This window comes from Pedobacter sp. CFBP9032, from assembly GCF_034045265.1.
Classification (GTDB): domain Bacteria; phylum Bacteroidota; class Bacteroidia; order Sphingobacteriales; family Sphingobacteriaceae; genus Pedobacter.
Window position 1 is genome coordinate 219,151 of record NZ_JAXCWE010000006.1, and the last position, 18,572, is coordinate 237,722.

Consider the following 18,572-nt stretch of genomic DNA (forward strand, 5'->3'; position numbering starts at 1 on the left):
GCGAGAGTGTGTTGCATTGGGTGGAGCGTTAAATTAAGTTACAAACAGATTTGTTATACATATATACGGATTTTATTATAAATAAAAGAATACTTACAAAAAATGTAAATTGAATTAATCATTAATGTATTGGTAGTTTTATAAAAACATTGATATGCGAGTTTAATTTTATCTCAAATTGTACCTTTGAATTTTAAGATCCAGAGTTAATCTGCATCAAGATAGTGGTGAGTAATTCGGTGCGCAGCGTACAGACACGTATATAAGATATTGAAGGCTAACGTATTACAGATAAGGTTTTATTTCCCTACGGGCTACACATTTTATCATCAAAACATTCAAAAGGCTGCAAATCATAGATTTGCAGCCTTTTTGGTTTTACGCACAAGTCAAAAAGCGCACGCATTTTCATAATGTGAGTAAGCAACTATAATGAGGAGGTAGATATTGCTAACCTTTAAAGCCCCTCAAAATTACAGTCACTCCTTTTAAGTTTTTAACTTGTTCAAGTTCTTGTAAAATGCCGCTATTGGTGCATACGGACCAAATTTATGCTGATTTGCTGTAAATTTATCTGCATAAGGTCCGAAAGGCGCATCTATAGGCTTCTTTTTCAAATCCGGATAATCTTTCGATGGATCTTTATGAGGTCGAGCCTGACTATTGACAAATGCAGCTACATCCCAAGCTTCAGCATCACTAAGCTGAGCATTAGGATAACTAGTACCAAATGGCATATTGTTTTTAACGAAGCCAGCAAAGTTGCTTAATCGAAAAAGTCCTGCTCCATCGTTATAACTATTAGCGCCCCACAATGGCGGATAGGTATACTCTTTTTTATCAGCTGATAATGTGCCACCGCCATCGCTTTTGTGACAACTAGCGCATCTAGCTAAATAGACCAATCTTCCTTTAACAGGATCAGCCGGCTTATCCATATATTTTAGCTTTTCACTTGCAGTGCCGAAAACTTTCATTCCCTTCTTTACTCCTGCCCCTAGCCATTTCATATAGGCTAGCATCGATTGTATTTCTTTAGTTTTAGCAGCAGGTGCCTTTCCGTTTAAGCTTCGGTTAAAACAATCAAATATACGATTGAATACCACTTCCTTTTTCCCAGATCGGGCGCCCATCTTTGGATAGCTGGCAAAGAATACTGAAAAATTATTAGCGAAAATCTTCGTGCCACCTTGCAAGTGGCAGTTCTGACAATTCATCCCATTACTAATTTTTGCAAGTGAACCATGAGGACCGTAATAGCGGGCCGTATGAGAAACAAGTTCCCGTCCATAACGGATCATATTACCATATTTTCCCGCAGGAATTAATTCATCCGTTGGTGCAGACCAATATTTATCCGTTTTGTCCGTTTTGCCACCAACCGAAATTTTAACAACTTTTTTTTGAATAACAGGCACATCACTTATTGGGAATAAACTTCCTTTCCATATAAATACGAAAACAAAGATTAATCCGCTAAAGGCAGCAAGAATAGAAACCTTCGCGGTTGTCTTAGCAATGGAAATAACAAATTTTTCTGTCTCATTACTCTTTTCAGAACTCATTTTAGCTGTATTAGAATATTAATTTTAAGGCAGTTAAATCTATTTCATGATTTACAACTAAGAAACGGCTGCATGTAACTTATCGTATTTTATATGAAACTTAAATTTGATAAAGTAACCTAATCTTAAGATTTTATAAATTTGCATATAGTAATTTTTCTCCATTAACTCAATCCAATCACAATGACCGAGCTTGAAAGTTATATTCATCATCATTTCAGCATCGCTTTGGATGAATGTCAGAAAGTAAGCGGATTATTCAAAGCGGAAACTATTACTAAGGGCAGTTATTGGTTACGATCAGGAAAACATTGCAATAAGCTAAGTTTTATTCAGGAAGGCATTTTAAGGGTATACGTTGATCTTCCTGATAAGGAAATTACCCAGTGGATTGGTACGCCCGGATACTTCATGACAGACCTAAACGCTTTCATGTACCGAAGTCCGTCGAGGTTCAATATACAGGCACTAACAGACACGCATTTATTTTCAATTGATTATGATAGTTATCTTGCAATGGGCAAGCTAATACCTAAGTGGCACGAATTTGAAAAAATGTTTATGGCTAAATGTTTCGTAATGCTGGAAACCCGTGTTTTTGATCTAATCTCAATGTCTTCCGAAGAACGGTACAGAAAGCTGTTTGATCAGAACCCTGCACTTTTTAATCAGGTGCCACTACAATTCTTGGCTTCTATGCTGGGAATGACACCTGAAACTTTCAGCCGAATCAGGAAGAAAATGGTTTCTTGATTTTTATCAAGCGTAAAACTTTATTTACACTCCATCTTTGTGTTAATAAGATCCTGTATGATGAAACAAGAAAGAATAATGGATATCTCCATTAAAACAGAAGAAGCTGCCATTACAGCAATTTCCATCTACCTATTATCAAAATATAACTTTGATTTACCGATATGGGCATTGGTATTATTGTTTTTCAGCCCTGATATTTCTATGCTCGGATATCTCATAAATAGTCGCTTTGGTGCATTTACTTATAATTTGTTTCATCATAGAGGCATTGCCCTTGTCCTATTCGCTGTCGGTTTCCTTGGTCATATGGAGATTCTCATTACCATAGGAATCTTAATGATGGCACATTCATCATTCGATCGTATGATGGGATATGGACTTAAGTATCCGGATGATTTCAGCCATACCAACCTGGGCTGGATAGGGAAAGGTAAATAAGCACAGTAACAGCCCTTTGTCTTAGATCAAAATGGACTTCTAATAAAATAGCTGCTTAAAAAAAACACTTCTCTTAAAGGGAACTTCACGTTAGCAAAAGACCATCGCACATTAAAACCTTACCAAATTTAACCGGGGTAAAAACGTCAATCAAACTTATCTCCCACAACCTGTTCACACAAGCCAAAAGATAAGGTCATGCCATTACCGCCCAGGCCATTAATGATGGTTATCCCTGCTGCTGGCTGGAGGATCAGTTCGGTTTCTCCGTTCTTCATTTTCGGGTAGATACCATTCCAGGTTTGGACAATGCTATTGTCTTTAAAATTAGTGAAGGTTTTAAGGTATTTGATAATCATCTGATTGATGAAATCTTTGTCGAAAGGATCGTGAACCAAGCCATATTCATGTGAATCGCCTATGGTAATTTCTCCGGTATGATTTTGGGCCGCCATTACATGAATTCCCCATTTAAGGTATTCTGCATATTCTTCTTCGTAACGTTTGCGCAGGCTGGAAAGCGATGGTGTAGCATGAAATCCCGGATAATGAATCATACTTAAACTACCACAAAGTGCAGGCCCAATTCTCCAACCATCAGGCTGACTAATGATCCGCAGCATTTGCAATTTACATTTGGTAATATCCTGCCGGATAAAAATTTCGGGATAAAGGGTTTCAAATTCGGCACCACTACAAATGAAAATTTCGTCTGCCTGCCAGATTCTTGCCCCTGACTTTACTTTTGAACTTTCTACCTGGCTGATGGCAGTATTCCAATGAAAATCTACTGCATATTTTTCCTCCAGGTAACTGGCTATTTTACCAATGGCTACCCGGGCTTCTACGATCATTTCAGTTCCACTCCATAAGGCACCTTTCAAATCAGAAGGATTTACACCATCTGATTTTGCTAAAGTTTGCTTGGGTGTAAGCAACAGGCATTCGCGATAAGCCTGATTCATTTCAACATACTCCGTCATTACGGCCAGTTCATCTTCACTATTGGCAATGTGCAACGAACCCACCTCATCGTGCCAGATATCAGCCTCCAGGCAAATTTGCTTCCAGATACTTCGCGATAACATGGCACGCTCAAAGAGCGGGCCTGTAGCTTGTCCTATTGGCCAAACCATCCCAAAGTTGCGGATAGATGCACCAACGGCACGTTCATTACGCTCAAACACGGTTACCTTAAATCCTCTTTTTGCTAGCGCCAGGGCTGTGGCAAGCCCCACAATGCCGGCACCAATTACGATGGCAGATGGTTTATTCATATGGTAGAAAATTTTAATTGAGTTTTCTCCCGTATACTGGTTTTACGAGCAGACAGGAAAAAATAGATTAAAGATAAGGCGCCGCAAATACTTCCAATCACAGCAACCAATATAACGCCCTCTTTAAAAAAAATGCCCCAACTAATAGCTGGTTTCCCAAATTCTTTAACGATTAATACACTGATACTAGCCAGGTAACCAAGAGAATCAGCCAGGTACATCACAAAGCCCACATTACTCTTATAGTGAAAAGTGGCAATCATGCGTTCAAAAAAGATGGCATTATAAGGCACGTAACCGAGATAAAGACCCAAACCAGCCATAGTCATCCAGGCCACAGGGCTAATCATATGCAAACTGAACAAGATGGTAGATGCTCCAATTAAAATGCATCCGCCGATAATTAACAGGTGGATAATACTGAAAGCCCTTAAATTTCTTTTAATCAGAAAAAGTAAGCTCATGGCCACAAGTACGATGATAGAAATGCGGCTATCTATTTTTGCATAAATATTCTTATCGGTAATGCCCAGGCTATTCCAGATCTCCACTTCAAAATTATCACGGATGTCACGCATCACGGTGAGCAATACATAGATTACTAAAGTCAGAATAATTCCGGGAAGAAACCGGCTGATAAATTGTTTCCTTTCCAAAGCAGACATGGGTTTACGTGCTGTACGCATCAGTTTATCCTGCTCAGTTGGTAACGGCATCAGTTCGAGCACGAGCACAAAAAACAGGATGGGGATTACAAACATTGCGCCGGTTAAAAACGGCATCATGTATTCATTTACATGGTAAGTATGAAGAAGCGTTTGGCCAATGGTTTTTACAAATCCTGAAGCAAAAATCAGGCTAATGGATAATACAGCGGCCATAAATTCGGTAGAACGACGCCCTTCCAGGTAGCCAAATACCAGGCCCCATATTAAACCCAATGGGAAGCCATTCACCAATAAAAAAATCATATTGTATGGAGCCGGAACAAGCGCAAACCCAAGCAATGCCAACCAGGAGATCCCGACCAGTAAAAGTATAGTCACGCCCCGATTTTTGTCTTTTAGTTCGGCAATAAAACGGATGCCATAGAATTTGCTTAGCGTATAGCCCACTATTTGAAAAATAACCAGCCAGACTTTATAATCTACATGAAGATATTGATGTTCGGAATAGGTTCCGGCAGCAAACGCCTTGCGAAAGGCATACATGGATGAATACGCACCAAAAGCAGCGAAAGCGGCTATAAATGCCGTAAGTGCATAAGGCCACCTGGCTATTTTTGCCTTTAAATTTTTTGCTAAGCCCATAGCCATTGTTTATAAAACGATGTGAAGCACCTCAGCAATGTCATCAATAATATGCGTGGGCTGATAAGGCTCCAGCCCGGCCCGGGAAAATGCTCCGGTGGTTACTGCAATTACATATTTGCAACCTGCGTTCTGTCCTTCACGAATATCTACTTCGGTGTCACCAACCTTAGCCACTTCTTCCGCTTCAGAAATACCGGCAAGTTGCCTTAATCGGTTAATCATTTCAGGATTAGGGCGTCCTTCAGCAACTTCATCCGAGCAAACTAAATAATCGAACACACCTTTCTCCCGCCATTTCAATCTGTTGATAATGACCGCTGCAATGTCTCGCGAAAAACCGGTATTGATTCCAACCTGAATACCTGCTTTTTTTAAGGATAACAAGGTCGATTCTGCATTTGGTAAGGCTTCCAGGAAATCAGCTTGTTCATAGTATTCAATCATCAGGCCTACAAAGGTTTCATGAATCTGATGAATAAGATCAGTTGTAATCCTGGAGGGATCAGTTTCATACAAGTGAAGCATTTTGGTAATCGCCACTATCTTTTTATAACCCATTAAAGGATTGATAATGTGATCAGGAATAATATAACCATGCGCTTGTAGGGCGCTTTTAAAAGTTTCCGTAACTTTATTTTCATCTTTGACCGTGGTACCGGCCATATCGAACACTACGAGTTTAATGGACATTGCTAAAACAATTTGTTTAGCAAAATTAAACTTAGTTTATTATTACAAAACTACCTTAATGTTAAGATATATTTAAATTTAACTGTTTTCTTCGAAGAAATAAATTACCAGCATACTGGCTTTCCCCCTACCTGAATTTTTTGGGGTGTGTGGCATCCGGCCATCAAAAAGCATTGAATCGCCCTGTTTTAAACGGTATACATCCTCCCCAAAATGATAATCAATAGTCCCGCTAATTACATATTTATATTCAAAAGCCTCTGTTTGGATCTGTGGCCTTTGCGCATTGGGCTCCAACTCCAGAATGACCACGTCTACAGTAGATTTTTTAATAGATTGTGTAAATATGCGCTGGTAACTGAAACCCGCAGCATCCTCTTTTTCAAAATGCTCGTAATCTTCCTTTCTTCGGATAAGCAGCGGAAAATTTCTGCCGTTGTATTTTATATCCTTAAAGAATACGTTTAAATCTATCTCCAGAGATTTAATAATATCAATTAGAACAATTAACGAAGGTACGGTACGGCTATTTTCAATCTGTGAAATTAGCCCTTTACTTACATTCGCCCTGATGGCCAGTTCCTGAACGGTAATATTCTTTTCGCGGCGCCTGTCTTTAATACGGTTACTGATCTGGATCAGCACATCATCTTCCATTGATCTGATTTTTGGTAATGGCGGAAAATTAGAGAATAAATTCTAGCATGGCAAGGCTTTTAAGATATTTTAAGGATGAGCGAGGAGATGACAAAAACTTAATTCTTACCTAACATGAATTATTTTTATTTGCATTTTTAATATTGCATGATGGAAAAACCCTTAAGTCCGGAGGTTGTAGCTAGCGAAGTGTTTGCTTTATATGAAGCGCACGGAAATGATGATTATATCGGAGAACCTGTTTCCCAGCTCGAACACATGTCGCAGGCTGCAAATCTGGCTCAGTTAGAAGGCTATGACGATGAAGTGGTACTTGCCGCATTTTTTCATGATATCGGACATTTATGCGCAGCCAGTTCTGAAGCAGAAAGTATGGATGGCATGGGTAATGTAAACCATGAGCAGATCGGCGCAAATTATTTGCTGGCCCGTGGTTTCTCTTCCCGTTTGGCCAAACTGGTAAATGCCCATGTAACCGCCAAACGCTATCTCACTTATAAATATCCCGAATATTACGATAAACTCTCCCCGGCTAGTCGTATTACTTTAGGCTTTCAGGGCGGGCCGATGACTGCTCAGGAAGCTACGTTGTTTGAAGCAGATCCAGATCTGGAAATCATGATCCGCATGCGTTTCTGGGATGATGAAGCCAAATTGACAGCGATTCCGGTAAATAATTTACAAGACCTTAAAAATCTGGCCATTCAGCACCTGATTGATCAAGACTGAATACTGTTGCGCTAATGTTAACTCATTTTAACTGAATTGTATTGATTTGGTTACCAAAAACAAAGTTTGTTAACGATAAGCAAACAAATCTTTAAAAGATCCTTAACCTGAAATCAGTTTACAAATAATAAACAAAGTTTAGTATTGCCAAATAATCTTTAACACAAATTATTTGGCAATTATGGATGCTTTATACCCCAATTTAAAAAGGCTTGTACTCCTGGTGATGTGCTTCCTTTCTCCGCTGATAATACTGGCGCAAACTAAAATCTCCGGCACCGTGAAAGATGAGGCTAACCAGCCGCTTCCCGGTGTAAGTGTAATGATCAAAGGTTCTAAAACCGGAACAACTACAGACAATTACGGGCGTTTTATCCTAACCGCTAACAACGGGCAAATACTTCAATTTCAATTTGTAGGCTTCTCTGCTCAGGAAATTGTTCTCGAAAACACTAACACCCCTCTTAGCATTACCTTAAAAGGAAACAACGAAACGCTTAATGAGGTAGTGGTGACCGCTTTAGGCGTAAAAAAGGATAACCGTAAAATCGGTTACGCAGTTTCTACGGTACAAGGAGAAGACCTTACCCTTGCCCGCGACCCAAATCCGGTAACGGGTTTAATTGGTAAAGTGGCCGGATTGTCTGTTGGTCCCTCGGCCGAATTGCTTGGCTCACCCAACGTAGCCATCCGTGGAAATACCATTTCCTTATACGTAGTGGATGGTTTTCCAATCAATACCGATACTTATAACATTAGTCCTGATGATATTGAAACCTACACCGTACTAAAAGGCCCTGCAGCTGCGGCACTTTATGGCAACAGGGCATCTTATGGTGCGATTCTTATTACCACAAAAAAAGGCAATAAAAATAAAAAAGGCTTAACCATTGATGTAAACAGCAGTACCGTAATTAACAAGGGGTTTTTAGCTTTCCCAAGAGTACAGCGCGCTTATGGTGCAGGCGAAAATACTTTTTATCAGTTTGTTGATGGTAAAGGCGGTGCACCGGGCGGGGTAGATGCTGATTATGACATCTGGGGACCCTTCTTTAACGGGCAGTTGATTGCCCAGTACGATAGTCCGATTGTGAATGGCGTACGCCAGCCTACGCCTTATACTGCGCGTGGTGCAAACAACTTGAATAACTTTTTACGTACGGGCGTTCAAACCAATAATAATATTGCATTAACCTCGAATGGCGAAAATCACACCATCCGTTTTTCTGCTTCGCAACAACATCAGGACAGCTACATCCCGGAACAATACCTGGACATTGCCAATGCAAACCTATATGCTTCATTTAATCCAAGCCCACGCTGGAAATTTGAAGGTAATATTAATTTTAACCGTCAAACCACTGATAATTTTCCAGATGTACAATATGGACCGAACAGCTTAATTTATAACCTCGCCATCTGGACTGGTGCAGATTGGGATGTGAATGCTCCAGACATCAAAGCCATCTGGCAACCTGGTAAAGAAGGTATCCAGCAGCAATTTGCGGAATATACCCGTTACCATAATCCATGGTTTATGGTAAAAGAATGGACTCGCGGTCATCGTAAAACGAATACCACCGGATACCTTTTAGCCAATTACAAAATCAATACCAACCTGAATGCCACCATCCGTTCTCAGATTGATACTTACAACATCTTACGCACGGAAAAAATGCCTTTTTCTGCTCACCCTTACGGACGCGAAGGCAATGAAGGCGATTATCGTGAAGATCGCCGCGACCTGTTTGATAACAATACGGAGTTGATGTTGAATTACGACTATACCATTAAAAAGTTTTTCAACATCTCCGGTTTGATTGGCGGAAACATGCGCAATATGTCTTACAATTCCAGCTGGACCTCGACAGATTATTTAAATGTTCCTGAAGTTTATGCTTTTAGCAACTCCAAAAATCCAATTCAGGCGACCAGTTTCAATTCCGGCATGCGCGTATTAAGCGCGTATTACTCCTTGGATTTAAGCCTGGGTAAATACGCTACCCTTTCCAGTACCGGCCGTTTAGATAAATCTTCTGCCTTTCAGGTACCTACCACTTATTTTTATCCGAGTTTATCTGCAGCCTCCGTTGTTTCAGATTACATTAAAATGCCTGAATTTATTAGCTTCTTAAAAGTAAGGGCATCCTATTCAAATATCCGCTCTGATGCCACTTCAACTACCATAGGCCCTGCCCCATTTAGTTCCATTACTGCTTTTGGTGGAAGCACTGGTCCTTCATTATTTAACAATCCATTGGGTTACGGTACTACATATAGTTCGCCATACAATGGCCCTGATTATTCATTAAATACTTCTTACGCAACCAGTAAACCATATAACAGTCAAACGGCAGGTTACGCATCTGATTATTTATACCAGAACGGCATCAAAACATCCACCCGGGTAAACTATGAAGAGGGCTTTGACATCAGGTTCCTGAAAAACAGGTTAACCTTTAGCGGAACGGCTTTCCAGTACATTGATGGACCAAGAATTTTACCGAATGCCATTTCGACAGCAACAGGCTATACAATCGAATACCTGAATGCACTTAAGACCAAAAAAACAGGTTATGAAGGCTCGTTAAGTGGTGATGTTTTTAAGAAAACAGATGGCTTTAGCTGGAACATTTTAACTAATATTTCTACTTATAAAGAAGTTTACAAGGAACTGCCTCAGGGACAAAGCATTTATGCTACATTCTTCAAAGCAGGAGATCGTACAGATAAATTATATGGAACTGCATTTGTAAGAACACCGGAAGGAAAAATTATAAACGATGCAGCAGGCAAGCCATTGGTTAACCCAACGGCACAGTTTCTGGGAAATGAAATTGGTAAATTCAACTGGAGCATTTACAATAAATTCCAATATAAAAACTTGAGCCTTGGGGTACAGTTTGATGGTAATGTAGGTGGGGTAATTGTAGATTACATGCACAATAAAACCATGCGTGGTGGCGCCAATGCAGAAACTGCTGAAGGTGCTCTGGGCGCAGCAAGATACCAGGACTGGTCAAACTTTGGGAAGGCGGGTTATAACGGCAGTTATGTTGGAGAAGGTGTGGTCGTATCCAACGGCACTTCCATCAATTACGACTCTAACACCGGCGCAGTGCTTAATTATTCGGCTCTACAATACGCACCAAATACACAAGTTGCCTTCGTACAGGATTATGTGAGTAAATATTACAATGTTGATGAGGCAAATCTGATGAGCAAAACATTCACCAAACTGCGTGAGGTTACCCTTGGATACGAGTTTTCTAAAGAACTTCTGGAGAAAACCTTTATCAGAAAAGCATCCTTCTCCCTTTACGGCAGAAACTTACTGTATTTCTATAAAGATAAACGCTTTAAGGATGTAGATCTTGATCAGTACAACTATGCAACGGCATCAACCGGTTTACAATCACCAACGGTACGCAGCTTTGGCGTTAACCTTAACGTTTCCTTCTAACCTTGATAACATAAAAGATCATGAAAAAAATAGTCAATATATACCTGCTGCCCCTCATGCTGATCATCCTGGCAACGGGTTGTAAAAAAAGTTTTGAAGACCTTACTGAAAACACCAATAAGCCAAATGCTGTTTCTGCATCCCTCCTTTTCAATGGTGTAGTAAACAATTTACCAGACCTGCCGGATGGCGCTAAGGAAACCTATAGCCAATATTACCTGAACAATTATGATTATTACGGTAATAACCGATATGATTTAGGTGGAGGTGATGACTATTACACTACGCTTAAAAACGTAGTTGAAATGGAAAAACGCGCTGCCGCTACCGGCGGTGCAAGTATCAATCCATACGAGGCATTAGGTAAATTCTTCAAAGCATATTTCTTTAGTAAAATGAGCCTGGAAATGGGCGACATCCCAATGACGCAAGCTTTGAACGGGCTGGATGTGCTGGAGCCCGTATACGATTCACAAAAAACTGTGATGCAGCAATCTCTGGCCTGGCTGGAAAGTGCCAACAGCGACCTGGATCAATTAATCAAAAACCCGGCTAACTTTGGTACTGGTGTAGGTGCAACGCTAAGCAACGATATCTATTTCAATAACGATTTAAGTAAGTGGCAAAAAACGGTAAATGCTTTGCGAATCAGATTATTACTCCAATTAAGCAAAAAAACAGCAGATACAGACTTAAACGTAGCTACTCAGTTTGCAAGTATTATTAGCAATCCGGCTAAGTACCCATTAATGACAAGTGGAGCCGATAATTTGCAATATACCTTTGTGGCTCCGAATAATTTTTACCCTCAAAATCCAAATAATTTCGGGCAAAGCGGATCAAGAAAAAATTCGTCTGCAACTTACATCAGTTTGCTTACCCGCCTTAGAGATCCCAGGGTTTACGCCACTGCCGAGCCATCAAGAGACTTAGTAGACAATGCCAGGCAAAGCGCTACAGATTTCGCTTCTTTTGTAGGCGCTGATGCAGGATTAGATTTAGGTGTAATGTACAACAATGCGGGTTTACAAAAATATTCGTTCATCAACCGTAAACGTTTTTACTCCACTTATACTGGTGAGCCAAGTATCCAAATTGGTTATGCAGAACTCATGCTCAATATTGCCGAAGGCATTAACAGGGGCTGGGCAGCTGGAAATGCGGAAACCTATTACATTGCCGGCATTAAGGCTTCAATGAGTTCTTATGGAATTCCTGAAAGTGGAAATTATACTGCCTATTTTTACCGTCCGGGGTCTCAGGATGTAACCAATGCTGCTAATTACGATACCTTTATTGTTCCGATCGATTTTAATACCTATTACAACCAGGCTGCTGTAAAATATACTGCTGGTGCTAACGGCATCACACAGATTTTACAACAGAAATACCTGGCCTTATTCAGGCACTCTGGTTTAGAATCTTACTTTACGTACCGCCGCACCGGGGTTCCTGCCTTTACAACGGGGCCTGGAACAGGAAATGGGAATCGTATCGCACAACGTTTTAAATATCCTTCAGCAGAGCGTACTGCCAATGCTAAAAACTACCAAACGGCAATTGCCAGCCAGTTTAATGGCAATGATGACATCAATGGTACGATGTGGATTTTAAAATAAGGTCTATTCAGGCAGGGCTAACTAAGGCCCTGCCTTTTTTAAACTATCTATTATGAAAAAGCTGATATTAATTTTTGCCTTAACCATTGGAGCAACATGTTGTTTTGCCCAAGCCAAAAAAACAAAAAACCTGATCATCGTTACCCTTGATGGGATGCGCTGGCAGGAAGTGTTCAGGGGAGCAGATTCTGCGATGATCAATTCTAAATATACAGAAGACAAGGAGGAAATAAGAAAAAAATACTGGTCTGCATCTTTGGAGGACAGGAGGCAATTGCTTTTCCCATTTTTATGGAACACCCTGGCCAAACAAGGACAAATTTATGGGAACAGAGACCTGGGCAATAAAGAGCAGTTATCAAATCCCTATCATTTTTCATATCCGGGTTACAGTGAAATCTTTACGGGATTTGCCGATGTGAGAATGAATACCAATGATGCCATTCTTAATCCCAATATGAATGTGCTTGAATTTTTGAATAAGCAAAAAGGCTTTGAAGGTAAAGTGATTACGTTTTCTTCATGGGAGCGTTTTCCGCAAATTTTAAACGCCAGCCGCTCTGGCCTTCCTGTATATTCCGGTTATGCAGATTTAAAAAACAATGATGCAAATGCAAGGTTAAAATACCTGAACGAACTTCAGCATAACGTACCTCATTATCTTGGCGACTCTACCAGGCTTGATTTCCTTACCTATGAATTTAGTAAGGAATACATTAAACAGTATAAACCCCGGGTAATTTATATGGCTTTTGATGAAACCGATGATATGGCACATGCCGGAAATTATAAATTTTATCTCGATCGGGCCAAACAGGAAGATAGTTACATTAAAACTTTATGGGAAATGATCCAGGCAGATCCTTTTTATAAAAACAATACCACAATGCTCATCACTTGCGATCATGGCCGTGGCGAGGTACCGATGGATAAATGGCGGGATCACGGGGCAGATGTTGATGGCTCTGAAAATACTTGGTTTGCTATTGTAGGACCAGACACGCCTGCAGCTGGAGCGTTAAAAACAGCAACAACAATCTACCACAAACAACTGGCGCAAACCATATCTATGCTGCTAGGCTTTAATTTTAATGCCGCGGCCGGGCATGAAGTAGGTGAACCGATTAAAACAGTCTTTAGATAAGCGATTTCATAAGTACTCATCCAATAAGTATGTGCTGGGAGCTGTTTTTCCCATTGCCTTCTATCAGCTAACCGCGGAATGGCTCCCACTTTTATGCTTGATAATAAAGAACCAAATAATTAAAAATTGAATTGATATTGAATAAACTCGGTAAATTTTGTCGGTTTTTGGTCTTGAATAAAACTTGTTAGGATAAACACCCTCAACTTGCTTCCGAACATTTCTTCTGATTCATGGTTATGAAAATGTACTAACCTTATACAGATCATGGCAAAAGAGAAAAAGAAAAAAACCACTAAGAAAAAAGGTGGCAAGAAGAAAGACAAAAAGAAAAAAGGAAGTTCGAAAAAGAACAAACTTGGTGTAAAGAATTCGCTAGTAAATAACATCAATGCCCGTAAAAAGAAAGGGAAATCCCGCTCAAAAAAGAAATCGAAAGTAAGTAAGAAAGCTTATAAAAAGATGAAAGAAGGCTGGAAGAAAAAATAGTTTTAACAGGCCGTTATCATAATTGTTTACTCTTAACGGCCTGCTCCTCTTCAGCATCTTTTATGCTCGTTCCAGAGTTACGAACTTTGCGATACAGAAGCGCCAATAATCGAGCGCATTTTTGGGTTATATCCAACCTATTTCACTTAATAAATCACCAAAACAGAAAATCATAATTTTAGGCTATCTTTACACAAAATAAATTCGATGGCGGTATTACATAAAAAAGAAGAAAAAATTCAGGCAGTGCTGGGTAGGTTGCCTAAAAAATATACAGATGAACAATTTGTCGAAATGTTTATCAGACTTTACTCTAAAGATTGGGGAAAGATTAAATCAGCTTACATCAAACAATCTCAGGATAAAGAACCAGGTTCTATCATCAACATGCCTAAACCAGAGATCTATTTAAAACAAGTTTTAGCCAACTACCTTCAAAATGCAGATGCGCCTAAAGCAGCAGAAGTGAAGGAAGAAGTTATAAAAACGCCTGAAACGAAAGTAGAAAAGCCAAAAGCAGCAGTAAAAAAGGAAGTTGAGGCAAAAGAAGAAATTGCTGAACCTAAGAAAGTAAAAGCACCAGCTAAAAAGAAGATTGAAGCTGAAGAAACACCAACTGCAGATGTGAAGAAAACCAAAACACCTGCTAAGAAGAAAGTTGAAGCGACAGAGGAGCCAGTTGCCGAGGCAAAAAAAACTAAGGCACCTGCAAAAAAGAAAACGGAAACTGTAGAAGATTCAGCAGAAATTGCAAAGCCTAAAGCTGCTGCAAAGAAACCTGCTGCAAAAAAATAAAAAATATTTTCACCTTCATATAATAAATCATCCTTTTGGCTGTTTATGTATATGAGAGCGTTAATTTAGATGACGGGGATAGGTCGGTATGATTTATCCCCGTTCTTTTTTAAAAGATTTTTTTTGGGTCTTTTTTATTTTACCAGGCGCTATTTACAAGCGCAATCAACCAACGAAGTTTAGCTGGCCTAAGCAAAGTGGAAACTTCGTCAGTTTAAAAGCCGTTACCGAAAATAAGGCTTCCAGTGATAGATTCTCTAACAACTAATCTAGATTTAAAGCATTTATTTTTCTTCAGTAAGAAGGTTATGGGCTAGAGATAAAGTATTATTAAACCATCCTTCTTATACATATTCCTTTTCTTCCAATTTTGCCTTTTGTAAATCAAAAGCAGTTTGCATACCATACCAGTATTCTGCACTGGTTTCTAAAATTTTACCAATTTTTATGGCGAGTTGTGCAGAAATGTTTCTTTTGCCAACAAAAATCTGGCTTAAGTTATTAGGAAGAATTTCTAAAGCTTTTGCAAAATCTTTCTTTAGAATTTTTCTAGCTTCAATTTCTTCTAATAAAAACTCTCCAGGATGAAAAGCTTCAATCTCAATTTCAGCACCTTTAGAATTAAAGACCTGATTGTTCATATATCTTAATTTATTAATCTGTTAAATGGATAGTACTAACTGTAATGGTTACTGATTTCCTCAACTTCCATTATTTCAAGGCGTTCATCCTTTGTTATCATAAATATAAGCCTGTACGCTATAGTTATTCTAATTGAATACTTACCATTTTTTGATAATGATCTATTTATGATCATTAATTAATAGTTGGGTTTATTATTGAAGTATTTAAATGTAAATTTTGTAACCTCAAAAATCAAGTATTTACACAGGATTGTAAACTTCATCGCCATAATTGGCATATCGGGAAAAGTCGATATACATTTGCATCATGGATCAAGTAGAAATCTTTAAAGCCTTATCGAACAAAACCCGTTTGCAGATTTTAAACTGGCTTAAGGAACCTGCTAAAAACTTTCCGGATCAACTTAATCCTGATTTTGAAAATGTGGGCGTATGCGTTGGTCAGATTCAAATGAAGGCAGGTCTTTCTCAAAGTACCATTTCCGAATACCTTTCTATTTTACAGCGTTCCAATCTGGTTTGTGCTACCCGCGTAGGCCAGTGGACTTATTATAAACGCAATGAAGAAGGAATCAAAATGTTAAATCAAATTATTAGTACAGAATTATAAAAATAGAAAACAGATGAATACAGATAGTTTATTTAAGCCTTTTAGCTTAAAAACATTGAATACAAAAAATAGAATTGTAATGGCACCTATGACGAGATCTTTCTCTCCTGGTGGTGTCCCTACAGATGCTGTTGCTGAATATTACGCAAAAAGAGCTACTGGCGAAGTGGGATTAATTTTATCTGAAGGAACGGTGATTAATCGTCCATCTTCCTCTGCAGATCCAAACATCCCACATTTTTACGGTGAGCAGGCATTGGCCGGATGGCAGAAAGTAATCAACGATGTTCATGCAGCCGGAGCACAAATGGGCCCACAGATCTGGCACCAGGGCGTTATGGAAAATGACGCTTCGGGTTGGTTGCCACGCGCGCCTTTCGAAGGTCCATCTGCTTTACAAAGACCAGGTTTTGAAAACGGTGTACCGATGACGGATGCTGCTATTGCAGATACTATCGCCGCTTTTGGTCAGGCCGCAGCAGATGCAAAAGCATTAGGTTACGATACCGTGGAAATTCATGGTGCGCACCAATACTTAATTGATCAATTCTTTTGGGACGCAACCAATACCCGTACAGATATTTATGGCGGCAAAACCCTGGCTGAGCGTACTCGTTTTGCAGTAGAAGTAATTAAGGAAGTTCGTAAACGCGTAGGTGAAGATTTCGCCTTAATTATTCGTTTATCACAATTCAAACCTGCTGCTTATGATTTTAAATTAGCGAAGAATGAAACTGAAATGGAGCAATGGTTAACGCCACTGGTAGATGCAGGAATTGACATTTTGCACTGTTCACAACGTCGTTTCTGGGAACCAGAATTTGAAGGATCAGATTTAAATTTCGCAGGCTGGGCGAAGAAAATTACAGGTAAAGCTACTATCTCTGTTGGGTCTGTTGGCTTAGATGGCGATTTCTTTGGCGCATTTGCCGGACAGAGCTCTCAACCTAGTTCTTTAGATGAATTGGTTAGAAGAATGGATCGTGGTGATTTTGATTTAATTGCAGTTGGTCGTCCATTACTATCCGATGCCAACTGGGTAGAAAAAATTAAAAATAACCGCACAGATGAATTGAAAGGTTTCAGTAAGGAAGCTTTAGCAGAACTGATATAAAATTTTTCTCTTTTATAAACAGAAAGCACCTCAGAAATGGGGTGCTTTTTAGTATCAGTCAATTAACAATAAAATAGACTTTTCTTTGTCTACAATTAATATCTATCTTTCAATATAAATCTATAAAAGCATCAAAAACCTAATATTTAGGATCTTTACCATCAAGATCATTTATACAGCTTTACTTATTCATCTGGATTTTAACCTATAATTATCACCTTGATTGGTGCTACACCAACCAACGATCTTCATCACACACCATCAATTCAATTATCTATTAGATGAGCCATTGGTCAGGACTTGTAGAATGATCAAAGGTTATTCTTCCAACAAAGCCTGCCTGATTTTTTCAGCTGCTTCTGCCAGTTCTTCCTGAGTTGGACTCAGTTTCTCTTTACTAAAGTTCATGTCGTTAACTGTATTCATCGGTATTAAGTGAATGTGCGCATGTGGCACTTCTAAACCAATTACAGCCACACCCACTTTTTTACATGGGAAAGCTGTTTTAACCCCTTGAGCTACAATTTTAGCGAACATCCAAAGCCCCACAAACAAATCTTCCTCCATATCGAAAATATAATCGACTTCAATTTTTGGAATCACTAAAACATGACCAGCAGTTAAAGGCTGAACATCTAAGAAAGCCAGGTATTCTACTGTTTCGGCCACAACATGCGCGCTGATTTCGCCGGCAACAATTTTTGAAAATATAGTCATAAGTAAGTTGTAGGTTGTGAGTTACAAGTTACAGGTCTGGTCTTACAACCTGCAACCTATAACTTGTAACATTTTTATCTTGAGATTTCTAAAACTTCGAACTGCATTTTACCTGCAGGCACTTCAATTTCGGCAAATTCGCCAACAGATTTACCCAATAAACCTTGTGCTATCGGCGATTTTACAGAGATTTTTCCTGTTTTTAAATCTGCCTCCGTTTCGGCTACTAACTGGTAAGTCATCGTCGCGCCGTTTTTAACGTTTTTTATCTTCACGATAGATAATGCCAGCACTTTTGTTAAATCCAATTTTGATTCATCAATTAACCGCGCATTCGCTAATGTGTTCTTTAATTTGGAAATTTTTGCCTCGTGCAAGCCCTGTGCCTCTTTCGCGGCATCATATTCTGCATTCTCTGATAAATCACCTTTATCTCTGGCTTCAGCAATTGCTTTAGATATTAGCTGACGCCCTGTGGTTGTTAGATAATGAACTTCCTCTCTTAATTTATCTAATCCCTCTTGTGTATAGTACGTTACCTCTGTCATTGCT

At 39.3% G+C, this 18,572-nt stretch carries 18 protein-coding genes; 10 read left to right on the plus strand and 8 right to left on the minus strand.

From position 1 onward, the window contains the following. Positions 1-488: 488 nt before the first annotated feature. Entirely contained in the window at positions 489-1,565 is a 1,077-nt protein-coding gene (locus SOM16_RS13470; RefSeq protein ID WP_320464518.1) for a c-type cytochrome, read from the minus strand. Positions 1,566-1,748: 183 nt separating this feature from the next. Between SOM16_RS13470 and SOM16_RS13475 the strand changes: the two genes are divergently transcribed. Both SOM16_RS13475 and SOM16_RS13480 read left to right on the plus strand, forming a co-directional pair. Beyond that, entirely contained in the window at positions 1,749-2,318 is a 570-nt protein-coding gene (locus SOM16_RS13475; protein WP_320464519.1) for a Crp/Fnr family transcriptional regulator, read from the plus strand. Positions 2,319-2,375: 57 nt separating this feature from the next. Next, positions 2,376-2,759 (plus strand): DUF4260 domain-containing protein, encoded by a 384-nt coding sequence (locus tag SOM16_RS13480; protein ID WP_320464520.1) that lies wholly within the window; start codon positions 2,376-2,378, stop codon positions 2,757-2,759. A gap of 146 nt (positions 2,760-2,905) precedes the next feature. On the opposite strand, the gene SOM16_RS13485 is transcribed toward SOM16_RS13480, so the two are convergent. The 4 genes from SOM16_RS13485 to SOM16_RS13500 all read right to left on the minus strand — a co-directional run bounded on the left by SOM16_RS13485 (position 2,906) and on the right by SOM16_RS13500 (position 6,696). Beyond that, the gene (locus SOM16_RS13485; protein WP_320464521.1) at positions 2,906-4,036 is read right to left on the minus strand and encodes a TIGR03364 family FAD-dependent oxidoreductase; all 1,131 of its coding nucleotides are present in this window, start codon (positions 4,034-4,036) and stop codon (positions 2,906-2,908) included. Beyond that, complete coding sequence (locus SOM16_RS13490) at positions 4,033-5,346, minus strand: DUF5690 family protein (RefSeq protein ID WP_320464522.1); 1,314 nt, start codon at positions 5,344-5,346, stop codon at positions 4,033-4,035. The genes SOM16_RS13485 and SOM16_RS13490 overlap by 4 nt, the downstream gene beginning before the upstream one ends. 9 nt (positions 5,347-5,355) lie before the next feature. Further along, entirely contained in the window at positions 5,356-6,039 is a 684-nt protein-coding gene (locus tag SOM16_RS13495) for an HAD-IA family hydrolase (protein WP_320464523.1), read from the minus strand. 78 nt (positions 6,040-6,117) lie between these two features. After that, entirely contained in the window at positions 6,118-6,696 is a 579-nt protein-coding gene (locus SOM16_RS13500) for an XRE family transcriptional regulator (protein ID WP_320464524.1), read from the minus strand. 147 nt (positions 6,697-6,843) lie between these two features. On the opposite strand from SOM16_RS13500, the gene SOM16_RS13505 reads away from it, so the two are divergent. The 6 genes from SOM16_RS13505 (at position 6,844) to SOM16_RS13530 (ending at position 14,935) form a co-directional block, all read left to right on the plus strand. Continuing rightward, positions 6,844-7,425: an HDIG domain-containing metalloprotein gene (locus tag SOM16_RS13505; RefSeq protein ID WP_320464525.1), complete on the plus strand. Its 582-nt coding sequence runs from the start codon at positions 6,844-6,846 to the stop codon at positions 7,423-7,425. A 181-nt stretch (positions 7,426-7,606) separates the two neighbouring features. Continuing rightward, entirely contained in the window at positions 7,607-10,888 is a 3,282-nt protein-coding gene (locus SOM16_RS13510; protein ID WP_320464526.1) for a SusC/RagA family TonB-linked outer membrane protein, read from the plus strand. A gap of 20 nt (positions 10,889-10,908) precedes the next feature. Next, on the plus strand, positions 10,909-12,507 hold the full coding sequence (locus SOM16_RS13515; protein WP_320464527.1) for a SusD/RagB family nutrient-binding outer membrane lipoprotein: 1,599 nt from the start codon (positions 10,909-10,911) through the stop codon (positions 12,505-12,507). Positions 12,508-12,559: 52 nt separating this feature from the next. After that, on the plus strand, positions 12,560-13,651 hold the full coding sequence (locus SOM16_RS13520; protein ID WP_320464528.1) for an alkaline phosphatase family protein: 1,092 nt from the start codon (positions 12,560-12,562) through the stop codon (positions 13,649-13,651). Positions 13,652-13,918: 267 nt separating this feature from the next. After that, the gene (locus tag SOM16_RS13525; RefSeq protein ID WP_320464529.1) at positions 13,919-14,140 is read left to right on the plus strand and encodes a hypothetical protein; all 222 of its coding nucleotides are present in this window, start codon (positions 13,919-13,921) and stop codon (positions 14,138-14,140) included. Positions 14,141-14,347: 207 nt separating this feature from the next. Further along, entirely contained in the window at positions 14,348-14,935 is a 588-nt protein-coding gene (locus SOM16_RS13530) for a hypothetical protein (RefSeq protein WP_320464530.1), read from the plus strand. A gap of 344 nt (positions 14,936-15,279) precedes the next feature. Here SOM16_RS13530 and SOM16_RS13535 read toward each other — a convergent pair whose 3' ends face one another. Then, positions 15,280-15,576, minus strand: a complete 297-nt coding sequence (locus SOM16_RS13535; RefSeq protein ID WP_320464531.1) for a HigA family addiction module antitoxin — start codon at positions 15,574-15,576, stop codon at positions 15,280-15,282. A gap of 310 nt (positions 15,577-15,886) precedes the next feature. On the opposite strand from SOM16_RS13535, the gene SOM16_RS13540 reads away from it, so the two are divergent. Beyond that, positions 15,887-16,189, plus strand: a complete 303-nt coding sequence (locus SOM16_RS13540) for a helix-turn-helix transcriptional regulator (RefSeq protein WP_320464532.1) — start codon at positions 15,887-15,889, stop codon at positions 16,187-16,189. A gap of 13 nt (positions 16,190-16,202) precedes the next feature. Further along, a complete protein-coding gene (locus SOM16_RS13545) occupies positions 16,203-17,303 on the plus strand; it encodes an NADH:flavin oxidoreductase (protein ID WP_320464533.1) in 1,101 nt (366 codons plus the stop codon). 318 nt (positions 17,304-17,621) lie between these two features. Here the strand turns inward: SOM16_RS13545 and SOM16_RS13550 are convergent, their stop codons facing one another. After that, positions 17,622-18,020, minus strand: a complete 399-nt coding sequence (locus SOM16_RS13550) for an HIT family protein (protein ID WP_320464534.1) — start codon at positions 18,018-18,020, stop codon at positions 17,622-17,624. 74 nt (positions 18,021-18,094) lie between these two features. Continuing rightward, positions 18,095-18,568, minus strand: a complete 474-nt coding sequence (gene greA, locus SOM16_RS13555) for a transcription elongation factor GreA (RefSeq protein ID WP_132533900.1) — start codon at positions 18,566-18,568, stop codon at positions 18,095-18,097. Positions 18,569-18,572: the final 4 nt, after the last annotated feature.